This is a genomic window from Brevundimonas sp. (assembly GCF_029945885.1).
Classification (GTDB): Bacteria; Pseudomonadota; Alphaproteobacteria; order Caulobacterales; family Caulobacteraceae; genus Brevundimonas.
Map to the genome: position 1 here is coordinate 24,281 of NZ_JAQSDK010000002.1, position 26,477 is coordinate 50,757.

Annotated in this window: 32 protein-coding genes and 1 tRNA gene; 19 read left to right on the forward strand and 14 right to left on the reverse strand. The window is 68.5% G+C overall.

Translation table 11 applies throughout. The features are described 5' to 3' along the window. Positions 1-37: 37 nt before the first annotated feature. From PSV00_RS00540 to flgF, 3 genes are read right to left on the reverse strand one after another with little or no spacing between them, the layout of a single operon-like run. Positions 38-637 carry a flagella basal body P-ring formation protein FlgA gene (locus tag PSV00_RS00540; RefSeq protein ID WP_300443577.1) on the reverse strand — a complete coding sequence of 200 codons (600 nt, stop codon included), beginning with the start codon at positions 635-637 and terminating at the stop codon, positions 38-40. A gap of 4 nt (positions 638-641) precedes the next feature. Further along, a complete protein-coding gene (flgG, locus tag PSV00_RS00545) occupies positions 642-1,430 on the reverse strand; it encodes a flagellar basal-body rod protein FlgG (RefSeq protein ID WP_300443580.1) in 789 nt (262 codons plus the stop codon). Between the two features lie 14 nt (positions 1,431-1,444). Then, on the reverse strand, positions 1,445-2,182 hold the full coding sequence (gene flgF / locus PSV00_RS00550) for a flagellar basal-body rod protein FlgF (RefSeq protein ID WP_300443583.1): 738 nt from the start codon (positions 2,180-2,182) through the stop codon (positions 1,445-1,447). A 179-nt stretch (positions 2,183-2,361) separates the two neighbouring features. On the opposite strand from flgF, the gene PSV00_RS00555 reads away from it, so the two are divergent. The 7 genes from PSV00_RS00555 (at position 2,362) to PSV00_RS00585 (ending at position 7,612) form a co-directional block, all read left to right on the forward strand. Next, positions 2,362-3,027, forward strand: a complete 666-nt coding sequence (locus PSV00_RS00555) for a flagellar basal body-associated FliL family protein (RefSeq protein WP_300443585.1) — start codon at positions 2,362-2,364, stop codon at positions 3,025-3,027. Next, positions 3,028-4,095, forward strand: a complete 1,068-nt coding sequence (gene fliM, locus PSV00_RS00560) for a flagellar motor switch protein FliM (RefSeq protein WP_300443588.1) — start codon at positions 3,028-3,030, stop codon at positions 4,093-4,095. Position 4,096: 1 nt separating this feature from the next. Continuing rightward, a complete protein-coding gene (locus tag PSV00_RS00565) occupies positions 4,097-4,651 on the forward strand; it encodes a DUF6468 domain-containing protein (RefSeq protein ID WP_300443591.1) in 555 nt (184 codons plus the stop codon). Between the two features lie 21 nt (positions 4,652-4,672). After that, the gene (locus tag PSV00_RS00570; protein WP_300443594.1) at positions 4,673-5,629 is read left to right on the forward strand and encodes a hypothetical protein; all 957 of its coding nucleotides are present in this window, start codon (positions 4,673-4,675) and stop codon (positions 5,627-5,629) included. 71 nt (positions 5,630-5,700) lie between these two features. Continuing rightward, entirely contained in the window at positions 5,701-5,940 is a 240-nt protein-coding gene (locus tag PSV00_RS00575) for a DUF3297 family protein (protein ID WP_300443597.1), read from the forward strand. Between the two features lie 134 nt (positions 5,941-6,074). Further along, positions 6,075-7,517, forward strand: a complete 1,443-nt coding sequence (locus tag PSV00_RS00580) for a M20/M25/M40 family metallo-hydrolase (RefSeq protein WP_300443599.1) — start codon at positions 6,075-6,077, stop codon at positions 7,515-7,517. A 10-nt stretch (positions 7,518-7,527) separates the two neighbouring features. Continuing rightward, positions 7,528-7,612, forward strand: a tRNA-Leu gene (locus tag PSV00_RS00585). Between the two features lie 42 nt (positions 7,613-7,654). Here PSV00_RS00585 and PSV00_RS00590 read toward each other — a convergent pair. After that, positions 7,655-8,857 (reverse strand): methionine gamma-lyase, encoded by a 1,203-nt coding sequence (locus PSV00_RS00590; protein WP_300443602.1) that lies wholly within the window; start codon positions 8,855-8,857, stop codon positions 7,655-7,657. 109 nt (positions 8,858-8,966) lie between these two features. Here PSV00_RS00590 and PSV00_RS00595 point away from each other — a divergent pair, with 109 nt between their 5' ends. Then, positions 8,967-9,419 carry an Lrp/AsnC family transcriptional regulator gene (locus tag PSV00_RS00595; protein WP_300443605.1) on the forward strand — a complete coding sequence of 151 codons (453 nt, stop codon included), beginning with the start codon at positions 8,967-8,969 and terminating at the stop codon, positions 9,417-9,419. 15 nt (positions 9,420-9,434) lie between these two features. Here PSV00_RS00595 and PSV00_RS00600 read toward each other — a convergent pair whose 3' ends face one another. Beyond that, positions 9,435-9,617: a DUF3606 domain-containing protein gene (locus PSV00_RS00600; protein ID WP_300443607.1), complete on the reverse strand. Its 183-nt coding sequence runs from the start codon at positions 9,615-9,617 to the stop codon at positions 9,435-9,437. A 173-nt stretch (positions 9,618-9,790) separates the two neighbouring features. On the opposite strand from PSV00_RS00600, the gene pyk reads away from it, so the two are divergent. From pyk to PSV00_RS00615, 3 genes are read left to right on the forward strand one after another with little or no spacing between them, the layout of a single operon-like run. Further along, positions 9,791-11,233: a pyruvate kinase gene (pyk, locus tag PSV00_RS00605; protein WP_300443610.1), complete on the forward strand. Its 1,443-nt coding sequence runs from the start codon at positions 9,791-9,793 to the stop codon at positions 11,231-11,233. Positions 11,234-11,241: 8 nt separating this feature from the next. Continuing rightward, a complete protein-coding gene (locus tag PSV00_RS00610) occupies positions 11,242-12,282 on the forward strand; it encodes a DNA adenine methylase (RefSeq protein ID WP_300443613.1) in 1,041 nt (346 codons plus the stop codon). A gap of 46 nt (positions 12,283-12,328) precedes the next feature. Then, positions 12,329-12,568, forward strand: a complete 240-nt coding sequence (locus PSV00_RS00615; RefSeq protein WP_300443616.1) for a hypothetical protein — start codon at positions 12,329-12,331, stop codon at positions 12,566-12,568. Here the strand turns inward: PSV00_RS00615 and PSV00_RS00620 are convergent. Genes PSV00_RS00620 through PSV00_RS00630 form a run of 3 tightly spaced genes read right to left on the reverse strand, consistent with a single transcriptional unit; the run spans position 12,565 to position 14,563 of the window. Further along, positions 12,565-13,188 (reverse strand): ribonuclease HII, encoded by a 624-nt coding sequence (locus PSV00_RS00620; RefSeq protein ID WP_300443619.1) that lies wholly within the window; start codon positions 13,186-13,188, stop codon positions 12,565-12,567. The two genes, PSV00_RS00615 and PSV00_RS00620, sit on opposite strands and share 4 nt — an antisense overlap. Continuing rightward, a complete protein-coding gene (locus PSV00_RS00625; protein ID WP_300443621.1) occupies positions 13,185-13,772 on the reverse strand; it encodes a DNA-3-methyladenine glycosylase I in 588 nt (195 codons plus the stop codon). The genes PSV00_RS00620 and PSV00_RS00625 overlap by 4 nt, the downstream gene beginning before the upstream one ends. Beyond that, complete coding sequence (locus tag PSV00_RS00630) at positions 13,769-14,563, reverse strand: folate-binding protein (RefSeq protein ID WP_300443623.1); 795 nt, start codon at positions 14,561-14,563, stop codon at positions 13,769-13,771. Before PSV00_RS00630 ends, PSV00_RS00625 begins: the two co-directional genes overlap by 4 nt. Before the next feature lie 96 nt (positions 14,564-14,659). On the opposite strand from PSV00_RS00630, the gene PSV00_RS00635 reads away from it, so the two are divergent. The 3 genes from PSV00_RS00635 (at position 14,660) to PSV00_RS00645 (ending at position 17,462) form a co-directional block, all read left to right on the forward strand. Then, on the forward strand, positions 14,660-15,619 hold the full coding sequence (locus tag PSV00_RS00635) for a glycosyltransferase family 9 protein (RefSeq protein ID WP_300443626.1): 960 nt from the start codon (positions 14,660-14,662) through the stop codon (positions 15,617-15,619). A 20-nt stretch (positions 15,620-15,639) separates the two neighbouring features. After that, complete coding sequence (locus PSV00_RS00640; protein WP_300443629.1) at positions 15,640-16,968, forward strand: dihydroorotase; 1,329 nt, start codon at positions 15,640-15,642, stop codon at positions 16,966-16,968. Positions 16,969-17,054: 86 nt separating this feature from the next. Next, positions 17,055-17,462 (forward strand): response regulator, encoded by a 408-nt coding sequence (locus PSV00_RS00645; protein WP_300443632.1) that lies wholly within the window; start codon positions 17,055-17,057, stop codon positions 17,460-17,462. Positions 17,463-17,757: 295 nt separating this feature from the next. On the opposite strand, the gene PSV00_RS00650 is transcribed toward PSV00_RS00645, so the two are convergent. The 5 genes from PSV00_RS00650 to erpA all read right to left on the reverse strand — a co-directional run bounded on the left by PSV00_RS00650 (position 17,758) and on the right by erpA (position 20,772). Then, positions 17,758-18,690, reverse strand: coding sequence for an alpha/beta fold hydrolase (locus PSV00_RS00650; protein ID WP_300443635.1), 933 nt, complete (start codon positions 18,688-18,690; stop codon positions 17,758-17,760). Between the two features lie 31 nt (positions 18,691-18,721). Then, positions 18,722-19,396: an SdpI family protein gene (locus tag PSV00_RS00655; RefSeq protein ID WP_300443638.1), complete on the reverse strand. Its 675-nt coding sequence runs from the start codon at positions 19,394-19,396 to the stop codon at positions 18,722-18,724. Continuing rightward, positions 19,393-19,680 (reverse strand): metalloregulator ArsR/SmtB family transcription factor, encoded by a 288-nt coding sequence (locus PSV00_RS00660; RefSeq protein ID WP_300443641.1) that lies wholly within the window; start codon positions 19,678-19,680, stop codon positions 19,393-19,395. The genes PSV00_RS00655 and PSV00_RS00660 overlap by 4 nt, the downstream gene beginning before the upstream one ends. Before the next feature lie 80 nt (positions 19,681-19,760). Next, the gene (locus tag PSV00_RS00665) at positions 19,761-20,417 is read right to left on the reverse strand and encodes an SOS response-associated peptidase (protein ID WP_300443644.1); all 657 of its coding nucleotides are present in this window, start codon (positions 20,415-20,417) and stop codon (positions 19,761-19,763) included. A 13-nt stretch (positions 20,418-20,430) separates the two neighbouring features. Beyond that, positions 20,431-20,772, reverse strand: coding sequence for an iron-sulfur cluster insertion protein ErpA (gene erpA, locus PSV00_RS00670; RefSeq protein WP_300444269.1), 342 nt, complete (start codon positions 20,770-20,772; stop codon positions 20,431-20,433). A 109-nt stretch (positions 20,773-20,881) separates the two neighbouring features. Between erpA and PSV00_RS00675 the strand changes: the two genes are divergently transcribed. The 5 genes from PSV00_RS00675 (at position 20,882) to scpB (ending at position 25,439) form a co-directional block, all read left to right on the forward strand. Beyond that, positions 20,882-22,063 (forward strand): deoxyguanosinetriphosphate triphosphohydrolase, encoded by a 1,182-nt coding sequence (locus PSV00_RS00675; RefSeq protein ID WP_300443647.1) that lies wholly within the window; start codon positions 20,882-20,884, stop codon positions 22,061-22,063. A 78-nt stretch (positions 22,064-22,141) separates the two neighbouring features. Then, positions 22,142-22,876 carry an SPOR domain-containing protein gene (locus tag PSV00_RS00680; protein ID WP_300443649.1) on the forward strand — a complete coding sequence of 245 codons (735 nt, stop codon included), beginning with the start codon at positions 22,142-22,144 and terminating at the stop codon, positions 22,874-22,876. Between the two features lie 3 nt (positions 22,877-22,879). After that, the gene (gene nagZ, locus PSV00_RS00685) at positions 22,880-23,938 is read left to right on the forward strand and encodes a beta-N-acetylhexosaminidase (RefSeq protein WP_300443652.1); all 1,059 of its coding nucleotides are present in this window, start codon (positions 22,880-22,882) and stop codon (positions 23,936-23,938) included. Further along, the gene (locus tag PSV00_RS00690) at positions 23,935-24,765 is read left to right on the forward strand and encodes a ScpA family protein (RefSeq protein WP_300443655.1); all 831 of its coding nucleotides are present in this window, start codon (positions 23,935-23,937) and stop codon (positions 24,763-24,765) included. Before nagZ ends, PSV00_RS00690 begins: the two co-directional genes overlap by 4 nt. After that, complete coding sequence (gene scpB, locus PSV00_RS00695) at positions 24,762-25,439, forward strand: SMC-Scp complex subunit ScpB (RefSeq protein WP_300443658.1); 678 nt, start codon at positions 24,762-24,764, stop codon at positions 25,437-25,439. Before PSV00_RS00690 ends, scpB begins: the two co-directional genes overlap by 4 nt. Positions 25,440-25,449: 10 nt before the next feature. Here the strand turns inward: scpB and ispH are convergent, their stop codons facing one another. Beyond that, on the reverse strand, positions 25,450-26,421 hold the full coding sequence (gene ispH, locus PSV00_RS00700; protein ID WP_300443660.1) for a 4-hydroxy-3-methylbut-2-enyl diphosphate reductase: 972 nt from the start codon (positions 26,419-26,421) through the stop codon (positions 25,450-25,452). Positions 26,422-26,477: the final 56 nt, after the last annotated feature.

The window sequence follows — 26,477 nt, forward strand, 5'->3', positions numbered from 1 at the left end:
ACAGACGGTCTTTCGGCTGGCCCGGACGGGCAACGGACTATTGAAGTGCGGCGCGGGCCTGGCGGGCGGCGGGACCGGCGATGGCCTGCCCCGGGCTGACGGCAAGGGCGTCGATGGTGCGGCCGGAGTCGAGATTGAGGATGGAGACGGGCTCGCCGGCGGCGGCATTGGCCGTGGCGCGACCGCTGATGCTCAGCCGGACGCCTCCGACGATATAGACGACCTGGACGATGTCGTTGCGCGAGATAACCCGCTCGGCACGAGCAGAGCTTTCGGGCGCTGCATACCGAGGCGCGGACGCGGGGGCCGCGGTCGCCGTCGCCGCCGGGGGGGTGGCCGAGGACGGGGACAGGGAGGCGTTGCGGATGACCACACGCCGCAGGCCGCGGGGATTGTCCCACTCCAGTCCGGACTGGCGGGCCAGGCTCTGCAACTGTCCGGCCTCCATTACGACCGACGGGCCGCTGCGGCGGGTGACGACGACCGAGGAGGACGCCCCCGCACCGTCGAAGATGTCGCCGAAGGTCACCTGGCCGTCGGCGTCGACCGGATTGGCCTTCAGGGTCACCGGTGCGGCCAGTGCCGGGGTGGCGACCAGCAGGGCGGCGGCGATCAGGGTGCGGGTCAGAATGCGCATGATCCTAGCTCTTCACCTGGGCGGTTACGGACAGCATCTGGTCGGCGGTGGAGATGACCTTGGAGTTCATCTCATAGGCGCGCTGGGCGATGATCAGGGCGCTGATCTCGGACACGGCGTCGACGTTCGAGGCTTCGGTAAAGCCCTGCAGCAGCTGGCCGAAGCCGGCGTCGCCCGGCGCGCCGGTCGTGGCCGGGCCCGAGGCTGCCGTCTCCAGCAGCAGGTTGTCGCCGACGGCCTCGAGACCGGCCTCGTTGAAGAAGGTGGCGATCTCCAGCTGGCCGACCGTCTGGGGATCCGGAGAGCCCTGGGTCATGACCTGGACCAGGCCGGTCTTGGAGACCACCACGTCAATGGCGTCCTGCGGGATCGAGATGGCCGGCTGGACGGCATAGCCGTCATCGGTGACCAGCTGGCCCTCCCCGTTGAGGGAGAAATTGCCGGCCCGGGTGAAGGCGGTCTCGCCCGAGGGCAGGTTGATCTGGAAATAGCCACGACCGTCGACGGCCAGGTCGAACCGGCCACCGGTCTGGTTGGGGCTGCCCTGGTCGGTGATGCGGTAGACGCTGCCGGCCTTCACGCCGGCCCCGATCTGGATACCGGTGGGGACCACCGTGCCCTGGGAGGAGGACTGGGCCCCCATGCGTTCGACGTTGTGGTAGAGCAGATCCTGGAACTCGGCGCGCTGCCGCTTGAACCCGATCGTGTTCATGTTGGCGATGTTGTTGGAGATCACCTCCACGTTCAGCGCCTGTGCGGCCATACCGGACGCCGCGGTTCTGAGAGCTTGCATGGTTCAGCCTTCCCTTAGTTCACCCGTCCGAGGCGCTCGACGGCGCGCTTGGACAGGTCGGTGTTCTGTTCGATCAACCGCGTGATGGTCTCGTAGGCGCGGCTGACCTCGATCAGGTTGGTGATCTCGAGGATCGAATTGACGTTTGAGGATTCCAGCATGCCCTGCTGGATCCGGGCGTCCGTGGCGTCGATGGCGACGGCGTTGGAGCGGTTGCGATACAGACCGTCGCCGCTCTTTTCGATCGCCGCCAGGCTGTCGAAGCGAACGACGCTGAGGCGGCCGGCCGGGCGGCCGTCCTGGGTGATGGTGCCATCGGATCCGACCGCGATCTCGCCCATGGCGGGGTTGAGAATGATTTCGCCGCCGTCGCCGAGCACCGGCACGCCGCCCTGGGTGGTCAGGCGACCATCCGGGTCGAGGGTAAAGGCCCCGTCACGGGTGTAGGCCTCGCCGGCCCCGTCCTGCAGCTTGAAGAAGGTGCCCTCGCCCTCGATGGCGAAGTCGAGCGGGCGGCTGGTCTGGGTCAGGGCTCCCTGGCCGAAATCCCGACCGACGCCGTTGTCGAGCACGAAGCTGACACCGGGGCGGACGTTGTCGTTTCGGGCCCGGGCCCCGACCTCGGTACCGATCAGCAGTTGCTCGACCTTGAACCCGGTGGTGTTGGCGTTGGCGATGTTGTTCGCGACAACATCCAGCTCGCGCCGCAGGGTCATCTGGCGGGACAGTCCGATGTAGGCGGCATTTTCCACGTGGGGCGAGCTCCTTTGTCCCGTCCCTCGCAACGGTCGTGCCAGAGTGGTTAATCCAGTCGTGGTGGGGATTATGGGAGATTTTACCCCCTCGGCACCCGGCAGGATTTGCCGGTTATCAACGTCCCGTTAACCAAAAGGCCCGCTACTGGACCCAGGGATTCTCCGGGGCGTCGCGTATGCTAAAATTCGGCAAGAAGAAGGGCGACAAGGCCGCCGCGGGCGATGCGGGCGAAACTCCGCCCGCTGCCGAGGGCGAAGACGCCGGAGGCGAGGGGGCCCCCGCCAAGAAGAAGATTCCGCTGCTGTTCATCATCATCCCGGCCGCCCTGCTGGTGCTGGGCGGGGGCGGTGGTGCGGCTTTCTTCCTGATGAAGCCCAAACCGGCCGAGGCCGAGGCCGCCGGTGACGCTCATGGGGCGGAGGCCAAGGGCGGTCACGAGAAGAAGGCCGATAAGAAGGCCGAGGGCGGCGGGCACGGCGCGCCGTCAGGCGGCGAGGCCGATCCTTCCCTGGGCACGATCGCCGAGGGACCTGACGGTGTGACCTTCTTCACGCTGCCGGACATGGTGGTGAACATCCAGTCCGCGGACGGTCGACCCACCTTCCTGAAGCTGAAGCTGACCCTGGAGATGGCCGACGTTGATCTGGCCCATCACCTGCAGGCCGAAGCTCCGCGCATGCAGGACATGTTCCAGAGCTTCCTGCGCGAACTCCGCCCCGAGGATCTGGCCGGATCGGCGGGAACCTTCCAGCTGCGGGCCGAACTGCTGCGGCGGGTCAATCTGATCGCCGCGCCGGGCAAGGTTGATGCGGTCCTGATCGAAGAAATGCTGGTCCAGTAGATGACTGACACCGGGCTCGAAGACGACATCGCCGATCCGTTCGCCACCGATTTGGGTGACGATGCGGCCGGCTCGGGCATGGCTGAACGCGTCCTGAACCAGGACGAGATCGACAATCTGCTCGGCTTCGACCTGGGCGATGACGACGGGTCCGAACGCTCGGGCATCCGGGCCATCATCAACTCGGCCCTGGTCAGCTACGAGCGGCTGCCGATGCTGGAGATCGTCTTTGACCGCCTGGTGCGGCTGATGACGACCTCGCTGCGCAATTTTACCTCGGACAACGTCGAGGTCAGCCTCGACAACATCTCGTCGATCCGCTTCGGCGACTATCTGAACTCGATCCCGCTGCCGGCGATCCTCGCCGTGTTCCGGGCCGAGGAGCTGGACAACTACGGTCTGCTGACCGTCGACTCGAACCTGATCTATTCGATCGTCGATGTGCTGCTGGGCGGACGTCGCGGCACGGCGGCCCTGCGGATCGAGGGACGCCCTTACACCACGATCGAACGCGTCCTGGTGCAGCGGATGGTCGAGGTGGTGCTGGCCGACGCCCAGGCCGCGTTCGAGCCGCTGACGCCGGTGCATTTCAACCTCGACCGGCTGGAGACCAATCCGCGTTTCGCCGCCATCGCCCGTCCGGCCAATGCGGCCATCCTGGTCAAGCTGCGTATCGACATGGAAGACCGGGGCGGCCGCATCGAACTGCTGCTGCCCTACGCGACCCTGGAGCCGATCCGGAAGATGCTGCTGCAGCAGTTCATGGGTGAGAAATTCGGGCGCGACAATATCTGGGAAGGCCACCTGGCCACCGAGCTCTGGACCACGGATACCGAGGTCCGCGCCGTGCTGGATGAGCAGCAGGTGCCGCTGTCCAGCGTACTGAATTTCAAGGTCGGCGACACGCTGATGCTGAACGCCACGCCGGACTCTGACATCTCGATCCGCTGCGGATCGATTCCCGTGACCACGGGCAAGATGGGGCGGCGCGGCCAGAACATCGCGATCCGGGTCGAGAACCCGATCAATGTCGAGGCCGCCTCAAGCCTGACCAGAGGGAAACGCTGACATGACCGGTATCATCCTCGATTCCGTGCTGATGCTGCTGCTGGTCGTGGCCATCGGTTACGGTATCCGTCTTGAGCGCAAGCTGGTGGCCCTGCGCGAAGGCCAGCTGGCCTTCGCCGGCGCGGTGACGGAGCTGAACACCGCAGCCGGACGTGCCGAGTCGGCCCTGGCCTCGTTGCGGGCGTCGGGTCAGGAAACCGACCTGCTGCACGATCGCATTCTCAAGGCCCGCGCCGTGAAGCAGGAGCTTGAAGCCCTGATCGCCCGGGCACCGAAACGCGAGCCGGCCGCCGTCCCGGCAGCCGCCGAGCCGGTCACGCGGGACGCGCCGCCGCCGACAACGCGACCGGTACTGGTCAGCGACGATGGCGAGCACGCCCGTCGCATGGCCTCTCTGGTCGAACGCATCAGCGGAGTCGCCGCCGAGGCGAAGCCCCGCCCCGAGGCGGTCAAACAGTTCGCCCCGGTGTTCCAGGCCCTGGCCGCTAACCAGGCTGCTCAACAAAGCCTCAACCGCGCGCGTCGTAGTCTCGACGACGACCTGTTCGCCGCCTGACCCCTGTCCGAGTAGAATCTGATGAGCAAGATCCCCCGTCTCCTGCCCCTGATCGCTATCGCCATCGGCGGTGTCGTGGCTGTGCGTGCGCTCGGTGTGGCTCCCGGTCTGTTCGACGGGGCCAAGGCCTGGGCCGAGGAGGCTGTACCTGCCGAGGCACCGGGCACGACGCCCGCGACGCCGGCCCCGGCTGTCTGTGCCCTGACCCCGGACCAGCTGGCCCAGCAGGCGGGGATTTCTCCGGCGGAGCTGCGGATCATCCAGAGCCTGTCGGCCCGACGCACCGAGCTGGACGCGCGCGACGCCGATTTCGCCACCACCCTGCCACTGATGGTGGCGGCAGAACAGAAGCTCGATGCCAAGGTCCAGGCCCTGGCCGCCATCCGTACCGAGGTCCAGGGTCTCCTGGGCCAGGTCGACGGGCGCGAGAAGGAAGAGGTTGACCGGCTGGTCGCGGTCTATTCCGCCATGCGCCCGCGCGAGGCGGCGGCTGTCTTTGTCGGCCTGGACGACGGTATCCGTCTGCCGGTCGCTGCCGCCATGCGTCCGCGCTCGCTGGCGGCCGTGCTGGCCCAGATGCCGCCTGCCGCCGCGCGGGAGCTGACCGAGAAACTGGCGCACCGTTTCCAGGCCCAGCAACTGGCCGTTCGCGCCGCCGCCGCGGGGCTGACATCGCCGACCGCAACGCCCACGGCCGCTCCGGCCTCGACGCCCGCGCCGACCCCGAGTCGAACGGCCGCCACGGCACCGCCCGAGACCAGCACGCCGGCTCCGGCGGCCGCGACCCCGCCGACGCCGCGTCCGGTCGCCAATCGTACGCCGGCCCGGGCCACGCCGCGGCGCGCGGCCGCCACGCCGCCGCCTGCGCCGACCGGACCCCGGCCCTACAGCCCCAGCGGGACGTCAGCTGCCGCGACCCCGGCTGCCGGGATCCCCGCCGCGACGACTCCGACCCCGCCGCGCCAGACGGTCCAGTAGTGTCCCCATTGGCAGGACAGGCGGCGACCGCTATCACCGCGCCTTCCTCTGACGCAGACCCGCTGGCCGCCATGTCCGACACGCTTCCCGACCGCCTTTCGGTGGACCCCTCCAGCCCGTTTCACGACGGCGAACTGCTGGCCCGTGGCATCGGTATCCGCTTCAAGGGCGAGGAAAAGACCAACGTCGAGGAATACTGTATCTCCGAGGGCTGGGTCCGGCTGGCGCTGGGCAACCGCGTTGATCGCAAGGGCAAACCCCTGACGGTCAAGCTGCAGGGACCGGTCGAAGCCTTCATCAAGGCCGACTAGCCCCGGGCCGGTCCTTGCGCCGGCATGATTTCACTCGAGCTTGAATCTGGACCATTTTTTCGGCCCGGGTCGATTCGACCTGAAACAAAAATGGGCTAGGGTCCGCGCCTTATTCTGAGTCTGGAGGCGCGCCTGTGTTCCTTTCCGCCCGTAAACTGGCCGTCAGCGCGTTCGCGCTCGGCTTTCTCGCGACCCCCGTCCTGGCCCAGGATGCGGGCACCATCCAGCGCGCGGCGACGATCCGCGACCAGGCGATGGCCAGCAATATCGCCCTCGACTACGTCACCCAGCTGACCACCCGCTTCGGGGCGCGGCCGGCGGGGTCGAAGGCCGAGCAGGACGCCTCGGCCTGGGCCGCCGACTATATGCGGGCCCAGGGGTTCCAGAATGTCCGCATCGAGGAGTTCCCGCTGGTTGGCTGGGAGCGGGGCGAGGAGAGCGCGTCCATTGTCGGGGCCCGGCCGCAGCGGCTGGTCGTCGCCGCCCTGGGCCATTCGCCCGGCACCAACGGGCCGATCGAGGCGGAGGTGGTGCGGTTCGACAGCCTCGAGGCGCTGAACGCCGCCCCGGCCGGATCGCTGGCGGGCAAGATCGCCTTCATCGACGCCGGCCAGATGGTGCGGATGCAGGACGGTGCCGGCTATGGCCCGCTGACGCGCATCCGCGGTGCAGGACCCGGCGCGGCGGCGGCCAAGGGTGGGGTCGCCTTCATCATGCGCTCGGTCGGTTCGGACGAGCACCGCATGCCGCACACCGGCACCACCCGCTACATCGACGGCGTCGTGCCCCTGCCGGGCTTCGCCCTGGCCGCGCCGGACGCCGACACCCTGTCGCGCCTGATTGCCATGGGCGAGACGGTGCGCCTGCGCCTGTCCTCGACCGCCCACACCTATGAGACGGTCAGCCAGAACGTCATCGGCGACATCGTCGGCCGCTCGCGCCCGAATGAGATCATCGTGCTGGGCTCGCACATGGACAGCTGGGACCTCGGCACCGGGGCCATCGACGACGGGGCCGGCGGGGCCATCACCCTGGCGGCGGCCAAGGCCATCGCCGAAAGCGGGCGACGTCCGGCCCGCACGATCCGCGTGGTCCTGTACGGTTCGGAAGAGGTCGCCCAGCCGACCGACACCGGTAATGGCGGTGGTGCCTATCTGCGCGGCATCGGTGATGCGGTTGAAAACCACATCATCGCCGGCGAAAGCGATTTCGGGGCCGACCGGGTCTATGCCCTGGCCCTGCCCCCGGGTGCCCAGGGCAGTGATTTCGCCCGGGCAGCCGGCCAGGTCCTGTATCCGATCGGTGTTCTGGCCTCCCAGCAGCCCGAGCTGCACGGTGGGGCCGATGTCGGCCCGCTGGCCGAAGCAGGCGTTCCCGTGTTCGGCCTGAGCCAGGACGGCACCCGCTATTTCGACCTGCACCACACGGCTGATGACACGCTGAACAAGATCGACCCCGAGCAGATCAGCCAGAACGTCGCCGCCTGGGCCGGTCTGGTCTGGCTGATCGCCGATTCCGACGTCGATTTCCGGGCCATGCGATCGGCGGCTGCCGCCGCGGCCGACGGGGCACACTGACCCCGACCTTGCGAGCGTGGCGAAACTGGTAGACGCAAGGGACTTAAAATCCCTCGACCTCGGTCATGCGGGTTCGACCCCCGCCGCTCGCACCAACCGTTGACCCCAACGCCGGTCCCGAAGGACCGGCGTTGGGGTCAGGTGGCGGCTTCAAGCCGGTCAGGGAGGGCGGCGGTCAGGTCGGCGAGAATGTCAGCCAGGTCCTCCAGCCCCACCGACAGGCGCACAAGACCGTCCGAAATGCCGTGGGCCAGCCGTTCCTCGGGCGTATAGGTGGCGTGGGTCATGCTGGCCGGATGTTCGACCAGGCTCTCGGCATCGCCCAGGGAGACGGCACGGCGGATCAGGTTGAGCCGGTTCATCATCGTCACCCCGGCCGTCATCCCGCCGTCCAGTTCGAAGGCGATCATACCGCCGAAATCGGCCATCTGCCGCCGGGCGAGTTCGTGCTGGGGGAAGCTGTCCAGACCGGGATAGTGGACCGCGGACACGGCCGGATGGGCCTCCAGATAGCGGGCGACCTCCATGGCGCTGCGGCAATGACGTTCGACCCGGATCTGCAGGGTCTTGAGGCCACGCAGGATCAGGAAGGCGTTGAAGGGCGACATGGCCGCCCCGGTCATGTCCTTGATGCCGACGACCCGGACCTGGGTCATGTCTTCGGCACTGCCGGCGACGAGCCCACCGATCAGGTCGCCGTGGCCACCCAGATATTTGGTCGCCGAATGGACGACGATGTCCGCCCCCAGGGTGATCGGCCGGGTCAGCAGCGGGGTGGCATAGGTGTTGTCGACCACAGTTCGCGCGCCGGCGGCGCGGGCGATCGTCGAGATTTCGGCGATGTCGACCAGACGCATGTTCGGATTGGCCGGGGTCTCGAAATAGACGATTCGCGTCTTCGGACTGATCGCATCGATCAGGGCCTGGGGGTCAGTCAGGTCGACATGGGTGACGGTGATGCCGAAGCGGGACAGGCCGTCGCGCAGGAAGGAGAAGGTGCAGCCGTACAGGGTCTTGTCGGTGATCACCTCGTCGCCGGGTGACAGAAAGGTCCACATCACGGCGGTGATGGCCCCCATGCCCGAGGCCGCGGCCAGACCGGCCTCGGCCCCTTCGAGCGCGGCCAGTCGGCGTTCCAGCAGGTCGTTGGTCGGGTTGGAGACCCGCGTATAGAAATGGCCCGGCCGGGTTCCAGCGAACATCTCGCCGCCGGCTTCGGCGGTCTCGAAGGCAAAGGTCGACGACAGGTGCATCGGCGGCGTCAGGGCCCCGTGTTCGTCCTGCGGCTCATAACCGAAGTGAATGGCGCGCGTGGCGAAGCCGGCGGTGGTGTCGATCATGAAAAACTCCTCCAGGAGCTCATGATGTGCCAAACCTCACCGCATTATCATGCGAATGATGCCGTCATATGTGCCATTTGTGGCATCATATGCCAATCGGGGGCTGGATATGGACGACAAGGATCGACAGATCATCCGCGCGCTTCAGGCCGACGGTCGGCTGAGCAACCAGGACCTGGCCGAGCGGGTCAGTTTGTCACCGTCCCCCTGCCTGCGACGGCTGCGCAACCTTGAGGCCGCGGGGGTGATCACCGGCTACACGGCCCTGGTCGACCAGAAGGCCTGCGGCCTGCCGATTACGGCCTTCATCCGCATCCGGCTGGAGCGACATTCCGAGTCGGTGGTCAAGGTCTTCGACGACCACATCGCCCGGATCGACGAGGTGCTGGACTGCTATCTGCTGGCCGGGGGCGATGACTATCTGCTGCGAGTCATCGTGAGCAGTCTGGAGGCTTATGAGGACTTCATCCGCCGCCGCATCCACGCCATTCCCGGCGTGGCCTCGATCGACACCAGCTTTGCCTATGGCGTGGTCAAACAGACCCGCGTCTTTCCGATGTGAAAGCGGGGCAGGAGGCTATCGCTTCTTGCCCAGTTCCGCGGCGATGTCCTTGACCATGCGTCCGGCCTTGCGATGGGCGGCGCTCAGCTGGTCGCGAGTGACGCCCCAGCGCTTCATCCAGTATTCGACGGCCTGACGCTCGGACAGGTCCAGCCGGTCCTTGTCGATGAAGCCGCGCTTGTCCTTGAGGCCGGCCATGGCGGCGTCTCCCTGTGATCCGGACACGGACCTACGCCGAAACGGCAGCGGCGCGAACCCCGAAGCTCTCGTCAGGTCGCATAACTTCGTGTTTCGGCGAGCTTTGCGGGGTTTAACCTGGCCGGGTTTCCTTGGCACAACAGGCATCCAACCCACTGGCCGACAGAATCAGCATGAACCGAGCCCGCCGCGCCCGCATCGTCGCGACCCTGGGACCCGCCAGCCGGTCACCCGCCATGGTCAAGGCCCTGGCCCAGGCCGGGGTCGACGTCTTTCGCCTGAATTTCAGCCACGGTTCTCACGACGACCATGCGGCGGCGCTGAAGGCGGTGCGTGGGGCTGAGGCGGCGCTGCGACGGCCGCTGGGCGTGCTGGCCGACCTGCAGGGGCCCAAGCTTCGCCTGGGTCGGTTCGCCGACGTCGAGATCTCGGTCAAGCCCGGTCACAGGATGCGGTTCGACCTCGACCCGGCACCGGGCGACGAGACGCGGGTCCAGATGCCCCATCCGGAAATCTTCCGGGCGTTGCGACCCGGCATGCTGCTGCTGCTCGATGACGGACGGGTGCGGCTGCGGGTCGGCGAGCGGACGGACAAATGGGCCGACGTCACCGTCGAGAGCGGCTCCAAATTGAGCGACCGCAAGGGCGTGGCCGTGCCGGAGGCCGTGATCCCGGTCTCGGCCCTGACGCCCAAGGATCGCGAGGACCTGGCCTTCGCCCTGCGCATCGGCGTCGACTGGGTCGCGCTCAGCTTCGTGCAGAAGGCCGAGGACATGGCCGAGTTGAAGCGGCTGGTCGGCGGCAAGGCGGCCTGTCTGGCCAAGATCGAAAAGCCCGCGGCCCTGACCGACCTCGAGAGCATCCTCGACTACTGCGACGGGGTCATGGTGGCGCGCGGTGATCTGGGGGTCGAACTGGATCCCGAGGATGTGCCGGTGGCGCAGAAGCAGATTATCCGCGCCGCCCGCCAGCGCGGTGTGCCGGTGATCGTCGCGACCCAGATGCTGGAGTCGATGACCGACGCGCCTGCCCCGACCCGGGCCGAGGCCTCGGACGTGGCCAATGCCGTCTATGAGGGGGCCGACGCCCTGATGCTGTCGGCCGAGACGGCATCGGGCGACTATCCACTCGAGGCCGTGGCCATCATGAACCGCATCATGGAGCGGGTGGAGCGCGATCCGCTCTGGCCCAGCCTGATGGATGCTGAACACGCGGGCATGGACGATTTCGACGCCGACGCCCTGGTCGCGGCGGCGCGCAAGGCGGCCGAGGCCCAGTCGACGGCCTGTATCGTGGTCTTCACCACCCTGGGCGGAACGGCCCGCCGCATGGCCCGTGAGCGGCCGCTGCAGCCGATCCTGGCCCTGACGCCCAATCCGGACACGGCCCGACGGCTGGCCCTGGTCTGGGGGCTGGAGCCGCGACTGGGTCGCGAGCCGGCCTCGCTGGAGGATGTGACCGAGGATGCGGTCGATGGTGCCATGGAATATGGGCTGGCCGAGGCTGGCCAGCGTATCCTCGTTCTGGCCGGCACACCCTTTGGTGCGCCGGGGGCTGCGAATCTGTTGCGACTGGCCCATGCTCCGGCCAAGGGCAAACGCCCCCGGAAGACCTGACGGGCGGAATGATCAAATACATCGGCTCGAAGCGCGCGTTGCTGGGCCATGTCACGGGGGCCGTGCGCAGCCTGCTGCCCGACGGCGGCACGGTCTGTGACCTGTTCTCCGGATCGGCGCGGGTCGGCCATGCCCTGAAGGGCCAGGGCTTCCGGGTCTGGTCCAACGATCACAACGCCTATGCCCACACCCTGGCCACCGCCTATGTCCAGGCCGACCAGGAGCGCTGGGCTGACCAGGCCGAACGGGTGCTGGCCGAACTGCGGACCGTGCCACCCGAGGCGGGCTGGTTCACCAAGAGCTTTTGCGAGGACGCGCGCTTCTTCCACCCGGACAACGGAGCCCGGATCGACGCGATGCGCGACCGGATCGAAGCCATGGCGCTGGAGCCCGAGCTGAAGGCCATCGCCCTGGTTTCCCTGATGGAGGCGGCCGACCGGGTCGATTCCACGGCCGGGGTGCAGATGGCCTATATGAAGACCTGGGCCGGGCGGGCGCTGAATCCGTTGACGCTGCGGATGCCGGATGTCCTCTCCGGCGTCGCGGCTGGCCCGTGCAGGGCCACCTGCGGTGATGCGGTCGAGATCGCGCCGGAGATCGAGGCCGATCTGGTCTATCTGGACCCGCCCTACAACCAGCATTCCTACCTCGGCAACTATCATTGCTGGGAGAGTCTGGTGCTGTGGGACAAGCTCGAGAGCTATGGCATCGCCAACAAGCGGATCGATGTGCGTACCCGCAAGAGTGCCTTCAACAGCAAGCCCGGCATCGCCCCGGCCCTGGCTGCAGTGGTGGGGTCGCTGGCCGCGCCGAACCTGATCGTCTCGTTCAATGACGAGGGCTATCTGTCCCGCGCCCAACTGGTCGAGATGCTGTCCGCGCGCGGTCATGTGCAGGTGATCGAGATCGCTCGACCCCGTTACGTCGGGGCCCGGATCGGCATCCACAACGGCAAGGGCGAGAAGGTCGGGGCCGTCGGCCGGCTGCGCAATGTCGAATATCTGTTCGTGGTCACCGAGAAACCGGTGGTGCTGGCCGACGCCGCCTGATCCGGGCCGCCGGGAACGGACCGGACGCTGAGGGCGTTGGGAGGATATGGAATATCCGCCCGTAGCCCCCGTCCATCCTGCTCGCACCCGACCGACCGACGCCTTCGACGCCGTCAGCTGGTCACAGCGGCGCGAGGTCGAGGAGCGGATGTCTTCGCAGACGAGGGTGGAAGACCAGACCCTGACTCAAATCCTGACCAGCCTGCCGGACTGGGCCGTGATCACAGTCGGGGGCGTGGTCGCCGCCGTCCTCGGAGCCATGGTCGGCGGGGCCCTGCACATCTAGGCGTCGAGCAATGCCCGGATCGGTGCCCAGGTCCGGCGATGGGCCGGGCAGGGGCCCAGCGCCTTCAGCGCCGCAACGTGTGACGACGCGTGATAGCCCTTGTGCCCGGCGAAGCCGTAGCCGGGGTATTGGCCGTCCAGTTCGACCATCAACCGGTCCCGCGCGGTCTTGGCCAGGATCGAGGCCGCCGCGATGGACAGCGACAGACTGTCCCCCTTGACCACGGTGCGGATCGGGCAGGGCAGGATGAAGCGGTAGTTGCCGTCCACCAGGGCTGCCGCCGCCGGAACGGACAGGCCCGCCACGGCCCTGTGCATGGCCAGACCCGTGGCCTGCAGGATGTTGAGGCTGTCGATCTCCTCGACCGAGGCGAAGCCGACGGCCCAGCTGATCGAGCGGGCCTTGATCTCGATTTCCAGCTGTTCGCGACGGGCGTGGCTCAGGGCCTTGGAGTCGTTGATGCCGTCGGGCAGGTCGTCCGGATTGAGGATCACCGCACCGGCCGAGACCGGCCCGGCCCAGGGACCGCGCCCCGCCTCGTCGACGCCACAGACGGGCCCGCCGTGGCGGTCGATCAGCAGAATTTCCAGCGACAGGGTTGGCCCGGTCGCGGCGCTCATCGGTCGCCCATCGCGCGGACGGGCCCATGACGCGGGCAGCCGGTCAGGTGATCGTTGACCATGCCCGTGGCCTGCATGAAGGCATAGACGATGACCGGGCCGCAGAAGTTGAAGCCGCGCGCCTTCAGCGCCTTGGCCATGGCCACCGACTGCGGCGTCTGGGTCGGAACGTCGGTGAGGGTGGTGGGGCTGTTCTGCACCGTCTGGCCGTCGACGAAGGACCAGAGCCAGGCCGAGAAGTCCTCGCCGGTATCGCGCATGTCGAGCCAGACCCGGGCCCCACGGACAGCGCTGTCGATTTTGGCCCCGGAACGGATGATGCCGGGGTCGGCCATCAGCCGGGCGCGATCGGCCTCGCCGTAGCGGGCGACGATCTCGGGGTCGAAATTGTCGAAGGCCGCGCGCAGGCTGTCACGTTTGCGCAGGATGGTGATCCAGGCGAGCCCGGCCTGGAAGCCGTCCAGAACCAGCTTCTCCCACAGGGCGCGGGCATCGCGTTCGGGCACGCCCCATTCGCTGTCGTGATAGGCGACATAGAGCGGGTCAGTCCCGCACCAGCCACAGCGGCCCGACGCATCGCTCACGCCGTGACCTCCGGCAGGAAGGCGGGACGACGCACGCTGACCGGGCGACCCTCGACGGTCAGGGCACCGTCCAGCCGGTCCAGCCGCAACAGGGCCATGGCGTTACCCTCCCGACCGGTCATGACCTCGCCGGCGCGCAGGTCACCGTTCAGGACCTCGGCCCCCATGGCGGGCGGCGGACCGTCGAAGGTGATCGGCAGCATACGGTTGCGGATCGCGCCGCGCCGCCACATCCGCGAGGTGGTCTCCTGGCCGACGAAACAGCCCTTCTGGAAATCGATGCCGTGCAGCAGGTCGAGATCGGCCTCGATCGGATAGGTCTTGTCGATGACAACGTCGCCCGAGGCCGGGACGCCGACGGCCAGTTGATGCGCCAGCCAGTCGGCCTCGGTCGCATCCGGCGTGGCCGCGCCGTCATAGCGGCGACCGCCGAGGCCGGACGCACGAGGGTCGGTGATGAAGCCGTCAGCGTCCCCGATCCAGGCGGCCATGACTGGGGTGTCGAGAGCTTCGATCGCAACGTCGGCGCGCAGCCGGTACATCGCAAGACGCTGGGTCAGGGCTTCGCGGCGATCGGCGGCGACGTCCAGAATCACGCCATCGTCCTGCCCCAGCAGGAACAGGTCGAACAGCATCCGTCCGGGCGGCGACAGCAGGGCCGCAAAGCGCAGCTCTCCGGCAGCCAGACCCTCGACGTCCTGGGTCAGCAGGTTGTGAAGGAAGGGGCGGGCATCGGGACCCGTGACCCGAATGAGGGCGCGGCTGGAAAGATGGGCGATATGGGTCGGCATGGCATCAGGATAGAGGTCCGGAGAGCGGCGGGCGAGGGGTGTTCGCGGCCTGACAGCAATCGTGAAGCGATCGTAGAATCTCTGTAGGCTGCGTAAATGACAGGCCGCTTTCCCATTCTTTATATCGCCGAGGCTGATGCCGAGGCTGCGCTGCTGTCGTCCGGTGTGCTGGCACATCTGGTCGAGGCGGTGCCGCAGGCCAGCTTCACCATCGTCGGATCGGCGGCCAGTGCGCCCCTGTTCGCGGATACGCCACGACTCGATTCGCTGATCGTTCTGGACCGCGATGGCCGCTGGGACTGGGTCGCCCTGTGGAACCGGGTGCGGTCGACGCGGTGGGGCCTCGTGGTCGACATGCGGGGGTCGAGCCTGTCGGGTCGGCTCAAGCGCCAGAAACGGGCGGTCCGCGCCCCGGACCTGCCGGGGCTACATGCCGTCGAACAGGCGGCGCGCATCATGCATCTGGACGAGGTACCGGCCCCGAAGCTCTTCTTCGGCGACGAGACCCGGGCTGCGGCGGATGCCCTGATCGGGCCGGTCACCGGGCCGATCCTGGCCATCGGACCCGGCGTCGAATGGATGGGCAAGCGCTGGCCCGCGGAACGCTATTCCAAGGTGGCCGGTCCCCTGCTGGCCGAGGGCGGCCCCCTGGCAGGTGGCCGACTGATGATCGTCGGCGAGGATATCGACCGGGATTCCGCCCATACCATCCGCTTCGTCGTGAGCCGCGACCGGGTGATCGAATTACAGGGCAAGCTGACACGACTCCAGACGGCGGCGGCGCTGGCGCGCGCCGATCTCTATATCGGGGCCGACTCGGTCTGGACCCAGTTGGCGGTCGCGGCCGGTGTGCCGACGGTGGCGGTGTTCGGTCCGTCGGACGAGACCCATCACGGGCCCTGGGGCGGGGTCGCTGTTCGCGGGCCACGGACCGTCGACGAGTTCCGGGCCATCGACCCGAATCTGAACCAGGCCATCCAGCATATGATGGACCTGCCCGCTGACCGGGTGCTGAAGGCGGCGCGAAAGCTGCTGGCGGACAAGACGGCGGGCTGATCCCGCGTTAAGGGATGGCCATGACCCAGACCTATGACCTGATCGTTCGCGGCGGCGATGTCGCCAACCATGCCGGCCAAGGCCGCGCCGATGTCGGTATCCGCGACGGGCGGATCGTGGTGGTCGGCGACCTGGCCCAGGCCTCGGCCGGCGAGGTGATCGACGCCACTGGCCTGACCGTCCTGCCGGGGGTGATCGACACCCAGGTCCATTTCCGCGAGCCGGGCCTCGAGTGGAAGGAAGACCTGGAGAGCGGCTCACGGGCGGCGGCCCTGGGCGGGGTGACGGCCGTGTTCGAAATGCCGAACACCGAGCCCAGCACCACCGATCCGGAAGCCCTGGCCGACAAGCTGACGCGGGCGAGGGACCGGATGTGGACGGATCACGCCTTTTACATCGGTGGCACCCACGGCAATTCCCGCTTCCTGCGCGAGCTGGAGCGGTTGCCAGGCTGCTGCGGGGTCAAGGTCTTCATGGGGGCCTCGACCGGGACGCTTCTGGTCGCTGATGACGACGGGGTGCGCGAGGTTCTGCGCAATGTCGGCCGGCGGGCGACCTTCCATTCCGAGGACGAATACCGGCTGGTCGAGCGGCGCCCGCTGGCCCGGGCCGGCGACTGGACCAGCCACCCCGAGGTGCGCGATGCCGAGAGTGCCATCCTGAGCACCCGACGGCTGGTGGCCCTGGCCCGCGAGACCGGGGCGCGGATTCATGTGCTGCATGTGACCACGTCCGAAGAGATCGCCTTCCTCGCCGACAACAAGGATGTGGCCACCGTCGAGGTGACGCCGCAGCATCTGACCCTGACCGCGCCGGAGGCCTATGAGCGGCTGAAGGGGCTGGCGCAGATGAACCCGCCGATCCGCGAGGCGAGCCACGTCGCCGGTCTGTGGCGTGGCATCGAACAGGGCGTGGCCGATGTGCTGGGCTCGGACCATGCGCCGCATACGCTGGAGGAGAAGGCCCGGCCGTATCCGGCCTCGCCGTCGGGCATGCCGGGGGTGCAGACCCTGGTGCCGGTGATGCTGACGCATGTGGCCCAGGGGCGGCTGAGCCTGGAGCGGTTCGTCGACCTGACCTCGCACGGGGCCAATCGTGTGTTCGGGATCGCCGGCAAGGGGCGGATGGCCGAGGGCTATGACGCCGACCTGACCATCGTCGACCTCAAGGCGAAGCACATCCTCACCCATGCCGACATGGCCAGTCGCTGCGGCTGGACGCCGTTCGACGGTTTTGAGGCCACCGGCAAGGCCGTGGCGACGATCGTTCGTGGTCGGACCGTGATGCGCGACGGGGCCCTGATCGGCAAGGCCGCCGGCCGGCCGGTGCGGTTTCAGGAGACACTGTAGCGGGTCGATGTGCGTCGCCCTCGCAGTGCGTGAAACAGGGCGGAGGCCATGATGCCGATCGGCCCCTTTCTGGAGCGAGTGTGTCGATGCCCGGACGAATCCTGATCGTCGACGACGATCCCTTTATCTGCGACGCCCTGGAGCTGATCCTGACCGGAGCGGGCCATGCAACCAAATCGCTCCAGGGGGGGCAGGGCGTGCTCGAGTCCGTCATGGCCCTGGCACCGGACCTTGTCCTGATGGACGTCAACATGCCGGGGGTCGGCGGGATGGAGGCCCTGGACACGTTGCGCCGGTCCGGGATCACGGTGCCGATCCTGATGATGACCGCCGATTCCGGCCCGGCGACGATCCGGGACATCGGGGCGCGGGGGGGGAGCGGTCATGTGACGAAACCGTTCGACGCCGACGCCCTGGTGATCCGCATCGCCCGGATGCTGGAGCCGGACGCTGCACCCGTCCCGCAGGGCCCCGATGTCCCCGGTCCCCGCTGAAAAAACCGGTTCCCGACAGCAGACAGCGGGTTCCGGTCAAAAAGGTCGCGCGTTTGCGCGGTGATGAGCCCGTACCCTGACGCCGGAGGCGGGCTGTCTATCCTTACTGTCAAAGACCGGCCGGTCCGTTCGCCGGGCCGCGTCAACCAGTCTACACCCGCCCGGACCCAGGGCAGGAAGATGGAGGCGCGGCGGGCCGGAATGTCCCCTCAAAAGTCCCGGAATGTCCTCCATGGGGCCGGAATTTTCTGTCCCCGGAGTCCCCCGCGCCGGTGGCCCGGTGCGGGGGGCAGGGTCAGAACTGCAGGATATAGTCGGCCACGTCCTCGACGACGCCCGGGGCCAGCGGAAGGTTGGGGTCGGCGTAGGTGGCGACATTGCCGGCGCGGTCGGCGGGCGCGATCTTGAGCACGTGATTGACGCCGTCCCAAAGGACCAGGCGGGCGTCGGGCTGGGCCGCGGCCATGGCCTCGGCGTCGACCACGCCGACCTGGATGTCCGTGGTGCCCTGGCCGATCAGGACGGGGCCGTCCCAGGCGGCGATCAGGGCCGTGGGGTCCAGCGCCAGCCACGAAATCAGATAGGGCTGGACTGACGGTCGGAACAGGGCGGCCAGGGCCGGCGGCGTGTCACCGACCGTGCGCCCGGCCTCCAGTTCGGACAGGGCGTGGAAGGCCTCGGTCTTCATCGGCTCGGGCAGCTGCGGGCCCAGCTGTTCGCGCAGGATGACCCCGGCCGGTCGGCCGGCCCCCGACAGCAGGACAAGGCCGCAGATACTGTCCTCATGGCCGTCGGCGGCGGCCACCGCGATCAGGGCTCCCTCGCTGTGGCCGATCAGCCAGGCGCAGGGCTGGCCGGTGCGGGCGGCGGCCTCGGCCGCCCAGGCGCGGGCGTCCTCGACATAGGCGGTAATGCGCAGGTCGGCCTCGGCCGGGGCGGCCGCGGCACTTTCGCCGATGCCGCGCTTGTCGATTCGAACGGTGGCGATGCCCCGGTCAGCCAGGCCCCGGGCCAGCAGACGGTAGGGCTGGGCGGTGATGCCGAACTGCGGGCTGTTGCCGTCCCGGTCGGTCGGCCCCGAGCCGGGCAGGATGACGGCGACGGCGCTGACAGCCCCTTCAGGGACCAGCAGGCTTGCGTGCAGCGGCGCGGGACTGGCGGGCAGGGTGACGGCGGTCTCGACCGGACCGGTCGTCAGCAGGGTGGCGGCGAGGGCGAGGCTCAACATGACAGGGTCTCCGGTTGGACGATGAGGACAGTCAGAAGGGTTGGCGGTCGGGATCGGTGCGCCAGACGCGCCAGCTCTCGATCACCGACCAGACCGCGGCGACGATGACGGCGACGATCAGGGCGATCAGGGCAAACGGTTGTATGGCCCAGGGCGCGCTGACCAGTCCGGCCAGGCCGATCAGGAAGAGCAGCCGGCCGGCGAGGCGGTTCGAGCGGTCCCAGGCGAGGCGGCTCTTGTAGGTCCAGGGAGTGCGGACCCCGACCACCGGATTGGGGCCGACGCGACCGAGAAAGGCCCCCGTCAGTATGAAAATCAGGCTGAGCCCGGCCATCGGAATGGCCGTTCGGATGGTGACCGCCCCACTGAGGCTGGAGGCACCGACGAACAGGCTGACTCCGGTCAGGGTGAGCAGGACGACCAGCTGGCCGAAGCGCAGCGCGCGACGGCGGGCCGGATCCCCGCTGCGGGCGGCGAACAGGCCGATCCCGCCGGCGATCAGCAGGTTGAAGAGACCCAGCCCGGCGATCAGCAGGCCGACAATCTCGCGTCCGGCCCAGCCGTCGGCGTCGCCCCGAATGTCCCAGTGCACCGGCATCAGTACGGTCGGACCGATCAGAACAACCCCGAGGCCTGTGCCGATGATCAGGATGCTGATGCCAAAGGTCGCCAGATCGACGGCGGCGGTACGGTTCACGGTGGTCATGGCTTGGGCTCCGGGTCTTCGGGGATAGCCGCCCCGGTCATATCCATCAGGAAGGCGATGGCCTCCTCGACCACCGAGATCTCGAGACGGTAGCGGATCGAGGATCCGTCACGCTCGGGCGAGACCAGGCCGGCCTCCTTCAACGCATTGAGGTGGCCGGTGATCGAGGGCCAGCTCATGTCAAAGGCGGCGGCAATGTCGCCGGACGCCAGCGGGCCCTTGCGCAGCATCTCGATGATGCGGCGCCGGACCGGATGGGACAGGGCCTTGAACAGGGTGTTCATAGGACAAACGCTAATTAGGAATATGCCTAATGGCAAGTCATTTCGCTCGGACCCGGCGGTTCCCTTCATCCTGTCGGGGATCAGTCCGCGACCCGGGTCACCTGGAACCGTTCGCCCGGGTCGGAGGCGAACAGCGGGGCCGGGTCGCGGGTGATATCGAGCCAGCGCATCCAGTCGTCGCGCTCCAGCACCACCGGTGCCCGGTCGTGATAGTCGGCCGGCAGGCCGCTGGACGGATGGGTCAGCAGGGTGAAGCTGTCGACCGGGCCGGCATCGGGCGTGTCGGCATGGTCCCACAGGCCTGCGAACATCAGCAGGGGCTCGCCGTCGGCGCGCGAAAAGCGCCAGCGGGTCTTCGCGCCCTTGTCGCCGGTCCATTCATACCAGGCCGAGGCCGGGACCAGGCAGCGACGCCGGGCAAAGGCGTCGCGGAAGACGGCGGACTCTGCAACCGTCTCGGAACGGGCATTGAAGGTGGTCAGCTTGAAGCCGTCGCCCTTGCTCTTTTCCGTGTCCTTCAACGGCTTGCCCGAGCGCCAGGCGGGCACCAGGCCCCAGCGCATCGCGTCCAGGGTCCAGGCCCCGTCCTGCAACCGGGCGACCAGCTGGCGGGTGGTCGCCCGGACGTCGTCATCGGGTTCGATGTTCAAGGGCGGCGTGGCTATCCGGGCGAAGACCGACAACTGGGCGTGGATGTCGGCCCAGGTCAGTTGCGAGGTGTCGAAGCGGCCGCACATGGGCAGCCCTCGGCTAGATCGAGAAGCTGACGCCGCAGCCGCAGCTGGAGGCTGCATTGGGGTTGCGGACCACGAACTGGGCCCCGGCCAGCTCATCGACGAAGGCGATCTCGGAGCCCTTGAGGAAGGGGATGGAGACCGGATCGACCAGGGCGGCCTGACCGTCGGTCTCGATACGCAGGTCGTCGGCCGCGCCCTCGTCAACCAGTTCGAACCGGTACTGGAAGCCCGAACAGCCGCCGCCGTCGACGGCGACGCGCAGCATCTGTGGGCGGCCGGCGGTCGCGGTCAGTTCGGCCAGTCGGCGGGCGGCCGAGGGCGACAGCACGATGCCGCTGCGCGCGCGGGGGGCGATTTCAAGCGTCGGGGCCGGGACGGCGGGGGATTGGACGGTACTCACAGGGGTCTATATGAGGCTGGCGTGGGCATTCCGAAAGGCCCACGATCATTATGAAGCTGCCGCCTTGAGCCAGTCGACCGATCGCGCCCCCTTCGCCGAGACCCCGACAACGTCGCGCGGGCGGCTGTTTCCGGAAAATATCAGCCGCACCCGCACCGCCTTCGCCCGCGATCGCGACCGGATCATCCACGCCACGGCTTTCCGGCGGCTGAAGGAAAAGACCCAGGTGTTCGTGGCCCATGAGGGCGACCACTACCGCACCCGCCTGACCCACAGCCTGGAGGTGGCGCAGATCGCCCGGTCGATCGCCCATGCCCTGCGGCTGGACACTGACCTGGCCGAGACCGTGGCCCTGGCCCACGATCTGGGGCATCCGCCGTTCGGCCATGCCGGCGAGGACGAACTGCAGGCGCAGATGGAGCCGTGGGGCGGCTTTGATCACAACGTCCAGACCTTCCGCGTCGTGACCAAGCTGGAAGAGCGCTATCCGGCCTTCGACGGCCTGAACCTGAGCTGGGAGACGGTCGAGGGGGTCATCAAGCACAACGGCCCTGTCAGCCACCGGCTGGACGAGCCGGCGTGGCGGGCCATCGCCGACTATGCGCCGGGCTGGGACCTGCGGCTGGATACCTTTGCCTCGCTGGAGGCCCAGGCGGCGGCCATCGCCGACGACATCGCCTACAACAACCATGACGTCGACGACGGGGTGCAGGCCGGGCTGTTCAGCCTTGACGACCTGGCGCAGGTGCCGCTGATCGGGCCGATCCTGAAGGGGACGCGGCGCGACTGGCCGGACCAGGACGAGCGGATGATCCGTATCGAGGCCGTGCGGCGCATGATCGGGGCCATGATCGAGGACGTGCTGGCCGAGACCGAGCGGCGGCTGGCCGCCGACGGCATCACCTCGACCGAGGATGTGCGCACCGCGCGGCGGACCCTGGTGGCCTTTTCCGACGGCATGCTGGCCGATCTGGGGGTGCTGCGGAAATTTCTGTTCGAGCGGATGTACCGCCACTACCGGGTTAACCGGACGCGCAGCCAGGCGCGGCGGCTGCTGGGCGAGATGTTCCAGCTGTTCATGGCCGAACCGGGGGTGTTGCCGCCGGAATGGTCAGAGCGGGCGGCGGTCGAGGAGCCGCACCGGCGGGCCCGGGCCGTGTGCGACTATATCGCCGGGATGACCGACCGGTTCGCGATCGAGGAACATCGCAAACTGTTCAGCCTCGACCTCGCCCTCGATCTGTGATTCGAAAGCGGGCCGGGGCAGGGTAGACTGAGCCCCCGACGCGTCGATTCGCGCCGGGCCGATTCACAAGGCGCGACCATGTCACACGAAGATCCCTACCGTCCGAACGCCGGCGGCGACCGCGACCGCGGGGCCTATACGCCGCCGACCGATGACGACCTGCCGTTCCAGCGCAACAGTTATGATGCGCGTCGGGCCGGCGGCAGCCAGGCCGGGGGGGCGGGCAAGGCCCCGCCGGTGACCCTGATCATCAGCGGCGCGGTGCTGCTGCTGCTGATCATCGCGGTGGTGATCTTCTACCGCTCGGGCCTGCGCTCCTCGACCGACGCCCCGCCTGCCGTGGGCACGCCGATCGGTGACCTGAAGGTCGAGGCCCCCCAGGACGCCCAGCCGATCGATCCCGAAGCCGGGGTCAGCGTCTATGGTCCGCCGAGTGAAATCCCGGCCGACCCGACCTTCATCGCGCCGCCCGAGGCCGTGCAGCCGCGTCCGGTGGCTCCGACCGCCCCGGCTCCGGTGGCGACCACACCCGCCCCGGCCACGAAGGTCGAGACTCGTCCGGCCCCGGTCGGCGGCAGTTCGATCGTGCAGATCGGGGCCTTCTCGACCCCGGGCATCGCCGACCGTGAGTATTCCGCCGTCGCCGCCCGTTTCCCGCAGTTCGCCGCCGGTGCGACCAAGCGGGTGCAGGAGGTCACGGCCTCGAACGGTTCGACCGTCTATCGCACCACCTTCACCGGGTTGAGCCGCGACGACGCCCGCGCCTTCTGTGCCGCGATCAAGGCCGGTGGCGGCGACTGTCTGGTCCGCTAGGCCATGACCTCGGCCGCCATCTACGGCTGTTCGGGACCTGAGCTGACCGCGGCGGAGCGCGCCTTCTTCGCCGAGGTCCGGCCGTGGGGCTTCATCCTGTTCCGGCGCAATGTCGAGACTCCGGATCAGGTACGGGCCCTGGTCGCGGCCCTGCGCGACAGTATCGAATCGCCCGACGCACCGGTGCTGATCGATCAGGAGGGCGGCCGGGTGCAGCGGCTGGGGCCGCCACACTGGCCCAAATATCCGCCGGGTGAGGCCTATCTTCAGGCCGGTACGGATGTGGACGAGGCCCGGGACCTGGTGCGGCAGGGGGCGCGACTGGTGGCGCACGACCTGCAATCCCTGGGGATCAATGTTGACTGCGTGCCGGTCCTCGACGTGCCGGTCCCCGGGGCCCACGACATCATCGGCGACCGTGCCTATGCCCGTGACCCGGAGACGGTGGCCCGGCTTGGGCGGGCCGCGGCCGAGGGCATGCTGGCCGGGGGCGTGCTGCCGGTGATCAAACACATGCCGGGCCACGGCCGGGCCTTCGCCGACAGTCATCACGATCTGCCGGTGGTCCATGCCGATCTGGCGACGCTTGAGTCCTGGGACTTCGTCCCGTTCAAGGCCCTGTCCGACATGCCTCTGGCCATGACCGCCCATGTGGTGTTCGACGCCATCGATCCGAAGCGGCCGGCCACGACCTCGAAGAAGGCGATCCGGTTGATGCGCGAGCAGTTGGGCTTTGCTGGACTGATCATGACCGACGACCTGTCGATGAAGGCCCTGTCCGGAACCCTGACCGAACGGGCGGAGGCGGCGCTGAAGGCCGGATGCGACGTCGTGCTTCACTGCAATGGTGACCTCGCGGAGATGAAGCAGGTGGCGGCGGGTACGCGCAAGCTGAAGGGTCGGTCGGGGAAACGGGCCGAGGCGGCGCTGGCGCGCATCGTGCGTCTGCCGGAGCCGCTGGATGCCGTGGCGGCACGGGCGCGGTTCATGGCGGCGTTCGACGGGCGGATCGAGGCGGCGCAGGGGCCTGACGTCGGCGAGGCGCGGAGCCCCGCGCTATGAGCGAGGCCTTCCAGCCGAATCTGGACTTCGCCGCCGTCGAGACGGTCGAGGAGGGCGAGGCCTTCGTCGTCGACCTGGACGGGTATGAGGGGCCGCTGCACGTGCTTCTGGCCCTGGCACGAACCCAGAAGGTCGACCTGCTGAAGCTGTCGATCACCAGACTCGCCGAACAGTATCTGGCCTTTGTGCATGAGGCGCGCCGGCGTAATTTCGCGCTGGCCGCCGACTATCTGGTGATGGCGTCCTGGCTGGCCTATCTGAAATCGCGCCTGCTGCTGCCGCGTACCGAAAAGGCCCGCGGCGAGGACATGCCGGCCGAGCAGATGGCCGCGGCCCTGGCCTTCCGTCTGCAGAAGCTGGAAGCCATGCGTCGCTCGGTCGAGGCCCTGAACCGCCGACCGCTGCTGAACCGGGATATCTTCACGCGCGGCGACCCGGAAGCGATGGTGATCATTCCGTCCGACCGGATCGAGGCCAGTCTGTATGAATTGATGAGCGCCTATGTGACCCAGCGGCGGCGCGAGGAGCAGCGGCGCTACTCCCCTGGCCAGAGGGTTGAGGCCTTTCCGCTGGAGGCGGCTCGCGACTGGCTGCGGGACATCCTGCCGCGCCTGTCGGACTGGACGCCGCTGGAGCGGGTGGCACCGGACGCGGGCGAGGGGGCCGCCGCCGCCGGGCCCAGCCGCAGCAGCTATCTGGCCTCGACCCTGTCGGCCAGTCTGGAGCTGGTCAAGGAGGGGGCGATGGATGTGCGTCAGTCCGAGGCCTTCGCCGCGCTGTATCTGAAGCGCCGGGGGCAGGGCCTGCCGCTGGAGCTGACGCCGTGACCGACCTGCGTTTCGAACCTGACAGCGGAGAGATCGAACGCCGGGTCGAGGCCCTGCTGTTCGCGGCGGCCGGGCCGCTGTCGGCGGCAGAAATCACGCGCCGGCTGCCCGAGGGGGCCGACGTCGGCGGGGCAATCGCCGGGCTGAGGGCCCGCTACCAGGGGCGTGGGGTCGAGCTGGAGTGCGTCGCCGATCGCTGGCGTTTCCGCACGGCCCCTGACCTGAGCTTCATGATGACCGAGGAGCGCGAGGAACCGCGCCGGCTGTCGAAGGCGGCGCTGGAGACCCTGGCCATCATCGCCTACCATCAGCCCTGCACCCGGGCCGAGGTCGAGAGTGTGCGCGGGGTGTCGCTGTCGCGCGGCACCCTGGACCTGTTGCTGGAGATGGGGTTCGTGCGGCTGCGCGGCCGGCGGCGGACGCCGGGGCGGCCGGTCACCTACGGCACCACGGACCGGTTCCTTGAGCATTTCAGCCTGGCCAGCCTGTACGACCTGCCCGGCGTTCAGGAGATGAAGGCTGCCGGCCTGCTGGATCTGTCGATCCCGGTCGGGTTCGAGGTGCCGGACCCGGGTCGGGGCGGCGATGATGACCCCGATCTGCTGACCCCGGGCGAGGACGACGGCCCCGAGTTCGCGCAGGATTTCGTCGGCGAGGACGGCAAGGACGGCTGACGCGGCTTGGTCAGTCCGTCAGGGCGCGCGGCAGTTTGAAGGTCACGGTCTCGCGCTCGCCCGCGTCCTCGACCACGGTGGCGTCGAACCGGTCTCGAATGGCGTCGACGAGGGCCGCGATCAGGGGTTCGGGGGCCGAGGCCCCGGCGGTGACCCCGACGGTGGACACGCCATCAAACCAGCTCCAGTCCACATGGCCGGCATCATCAACCAGACGGGCATCGCGGGCTCCGGCGCGGATCGCGACCTCGACCAGACGCGCCGAGTTGGACGAGTTCTTCGATCCGACGACCAGCACCAGGTCGCAGCCCTCACCCAGTCGTTTGACCGCCTCCTGGCGGTTGGTGGTGGCGTAGCAGATGTCTTCCTTGTGCGGGTCGGGCAGTTCCGGGAAACGGCGCTTGAGCACGGCCAGGATCTCGGCCGTGTCATCGACCGACAATGTGGTCTGGGTTGCATAGGCCAGGGCGGCGTCGCCCGGGCGCTGGAAGGCCTCGGCGTCGGAGACGGTCTCGACCAGGCTGATGGCCCCCGGGGGCAGCTGGCCCATGGTGCCGACGACCTCGGGGTGGCCGGTGTGGCCGATCAGGATGATATGGCGGCCGGCGGCATAGTGGCGCTCGGCCTCGACATGGACCTTGGAAACCAGTGGGCAGGTAGCGTCGAGGAAGAACAGATCGCGGGCCCGGGCTCCGGCCGGTACTGACTTGGGCACGCCGTGGGCCGAGAAGACGACCGGTCGATCATCCGGGCATTCGTCGAGTTCACGGACGAAAACGGCCCCCATGGCCTTGAGCCGCTCGACGACATGGCGATTGTGGACGATCTCGTGCCGGACGTAGACCGGCGCGCCGAATTTCTCGAGCGCGCGCTCGACGATCTGTATGGCCCGGTCGACTCCGGCGCAGAAGCCGCGCGGCGTCGCCAGACGGATGGTCAGGGGACGGCGGTCGAGCCGGGGGATGGGGGTGTGGATCGTCATGGCCGCAATCTAGGGCTTCGACGCGTCCGCCGCCACCGTCGCGATGGGCGCGCCAG

Excerpts from the sequence above, each read along its gene's own strand:
- PSV00_RS00540 (WP_300443577.1), bottom strand. The coding sequence starts at position 637 with ATGCGCATTCTGACCCGCACCCTGATCGCCGCCGCCCTGCTGGTCGCC.
- flgG (WP_300443580.1), bottom strand. The coding sequence starts at position 1,430 with ATGCAAGCTCTCAGAACCGCGGCGTCCGGTATGGCCGCACAGGCGCTG.
- PSV00_RS00555 (WP_300443585.1), top strand. The coding sequence starts at position 2,362 with ATGCTAAAATTCGGCAAGAAGAAGGGCGACAAGGCCGCCGCGGGCGAT.
- fliM (WP_300443588.1), top strand. The coding sequence starts at position 3,028 with ATGACTGACACCGGGCTCGAAGACGACATCGCCGATCCGTTCGCCACC.
- PSV00_RS00565 (WP_300443591.1), top strand. The coding sequence starts at position 4,097 with ATGACCGGTATCATCCTCGATTCCGTGCTGATGCTGCTGCTGGTCGTG.
- PSV00_RS00570 (WP_300443594.1), top strand. The coding sequence starts at position 4,673 with ATGAGCAAGATCCCCCGTCTCCTGCCCCTGATCGCTATCGCCATCGGC.
- PSV00_RS00575 (WP_300443597.1), top strand. The coding sequence starts at position 5,701 with ATGTCCGACACGCTTCCCGACCGCCTTTCGGTGGACCCCTCCAGCCCG.
- PSV00_RS00590 (WP_300443602.1), bottom strand. The coding sequence starts at position 8,857 with ATGATCGACACCACCGCCGGCTTCGCCACGCGCGCCATTCACTTCGGT.
- PSV00_RS00595 (WP_300443605.1), top strand. The coding sequence starts at position 8,967 with ATGGACGACAAGGATCGACAGATCATCCGCGCGCTTCAGGCCGACGGT.
- PSV00_RS00600 (WP_300443607.1), bottom strand. The coding sequence starts at position 9,617 with ATGGCCGGCCTCAAGGACAAGCGCGGCTTCATCGACAAGGACCGGCTG.
- pyk (WP_300443610.1), top strand. The coding sequence starts at position 9,791 with ATGAACCGAGCCCGCCGCGCCCGCATCGTCGCGACCCTGGGACCCGCC.
- PSV00_RS00610 (WP_300443613.1), top strand. The coding sequence starts at position 11,242 with ATGATCAAATACATCGGCTCGAAGCGCGCGTTGCTGGGCCATGTCACG.
- PSV00_RS00615 (WP_300443616.1), top strand. The coding sequence starts at position 12,329 with ATGGAATATCCGCCCGTAGCCCCCGTCCATCCTGCTCGCACCCGACCG.
- PSV00_RS00620 (WP_300443619.1), bottom strand. The coding sequence starts at position 13,188 with ATGAGCGCCGCGACCGGGCCAACCCTGTCGCTGGAAATTCTGCTGATC.
- PSV00_RS00630 (WP_300443623.1), bottom strand. The coding sequence starts at position 14,563 with ATGCCGACCCATATCGCCCATCTTTCCAGCCGCGCCCTCATTCGGGTC.
- PSV00_RS00635 (WP_300443626.1), top strand. The coding sequence starts at position 14,660 with ATGACAGGCCGCTTTCCCATTCTTTATATCGCCGAGGCTGATGCCGAG.
- PSV00_RS00640 (WP_300443629.1), top strand. The coding sequence starts at position 15,640 with ATGACCCAGACCTATGACCTGATCGTTCGCGGCGGCGATGTCGCCAAC.
- PSV00_RS00645 (WP_300443632.1), top strand. The coding sequence starts at position 17,055 with ATGCCCGGACGAATCCTGATCGTCGACGACGATCCCTTTATCTGCGAC.
- PSV00_RS00650 (WP_300443635.1), bottom strand. The coding sequence starts at position 18,690 with ATGTTGAGCCTCGCCCTCGCCGCCACCCTGCTGACGACCGGTCCGGTC.
- PSV00_RS00655 (WP_300443638.1), bottom strand. The coding sequence starts at position 19,396 with ATGACCACCGTGAACCGTACCGCCGCCGTCGATCTGGCGACCTTTGGC.
- PSV00_RS00660 (WP_300443641.1), bottom strand. The coding sequence starts at position 19,680 with ATGAACACCCTGTTCAAGGCCCTGTCCCATCCGGTCCGGCGCCGCATC.
- PSV00_RS00665 (WP_300443644.1), bottom strand. The coding sequence starts at position 20,417 with ATGTGCGGCCGCTTCGACACCTCGCAACTGACCTGGGCCGACATCCAC.
- PSV00_RS00680 (WP_300443649.1), top strand. The coding sequence starts at position 22,142 with ATGTCACACGAAGATCCCTACCGTCCGAACGCCGGCGGCGACCGCGAC.
- nagZ (WP_300443652.1), top strand. The coding sequence starts at position 22,880 with ATGACCTCGGCCGCCATCTACGGCTGTTCGGGACCTGAGCTGACCGCG.
- PSV00_RS00690 (WP_300443655.1), top strand. The coding sequence starts at position 23,935 with ATGAGCGAGGCCTTCCAGCCGAATCTGGACTTCGCCGCCGTCGAGACG.
- ispH (WP_300443660.1), bottom strand. The coding sequence starts at position 26,421 with ATGACGATCCACACCCCCATCCCCCGGCTCGACCGCCGTCCCCTGACC.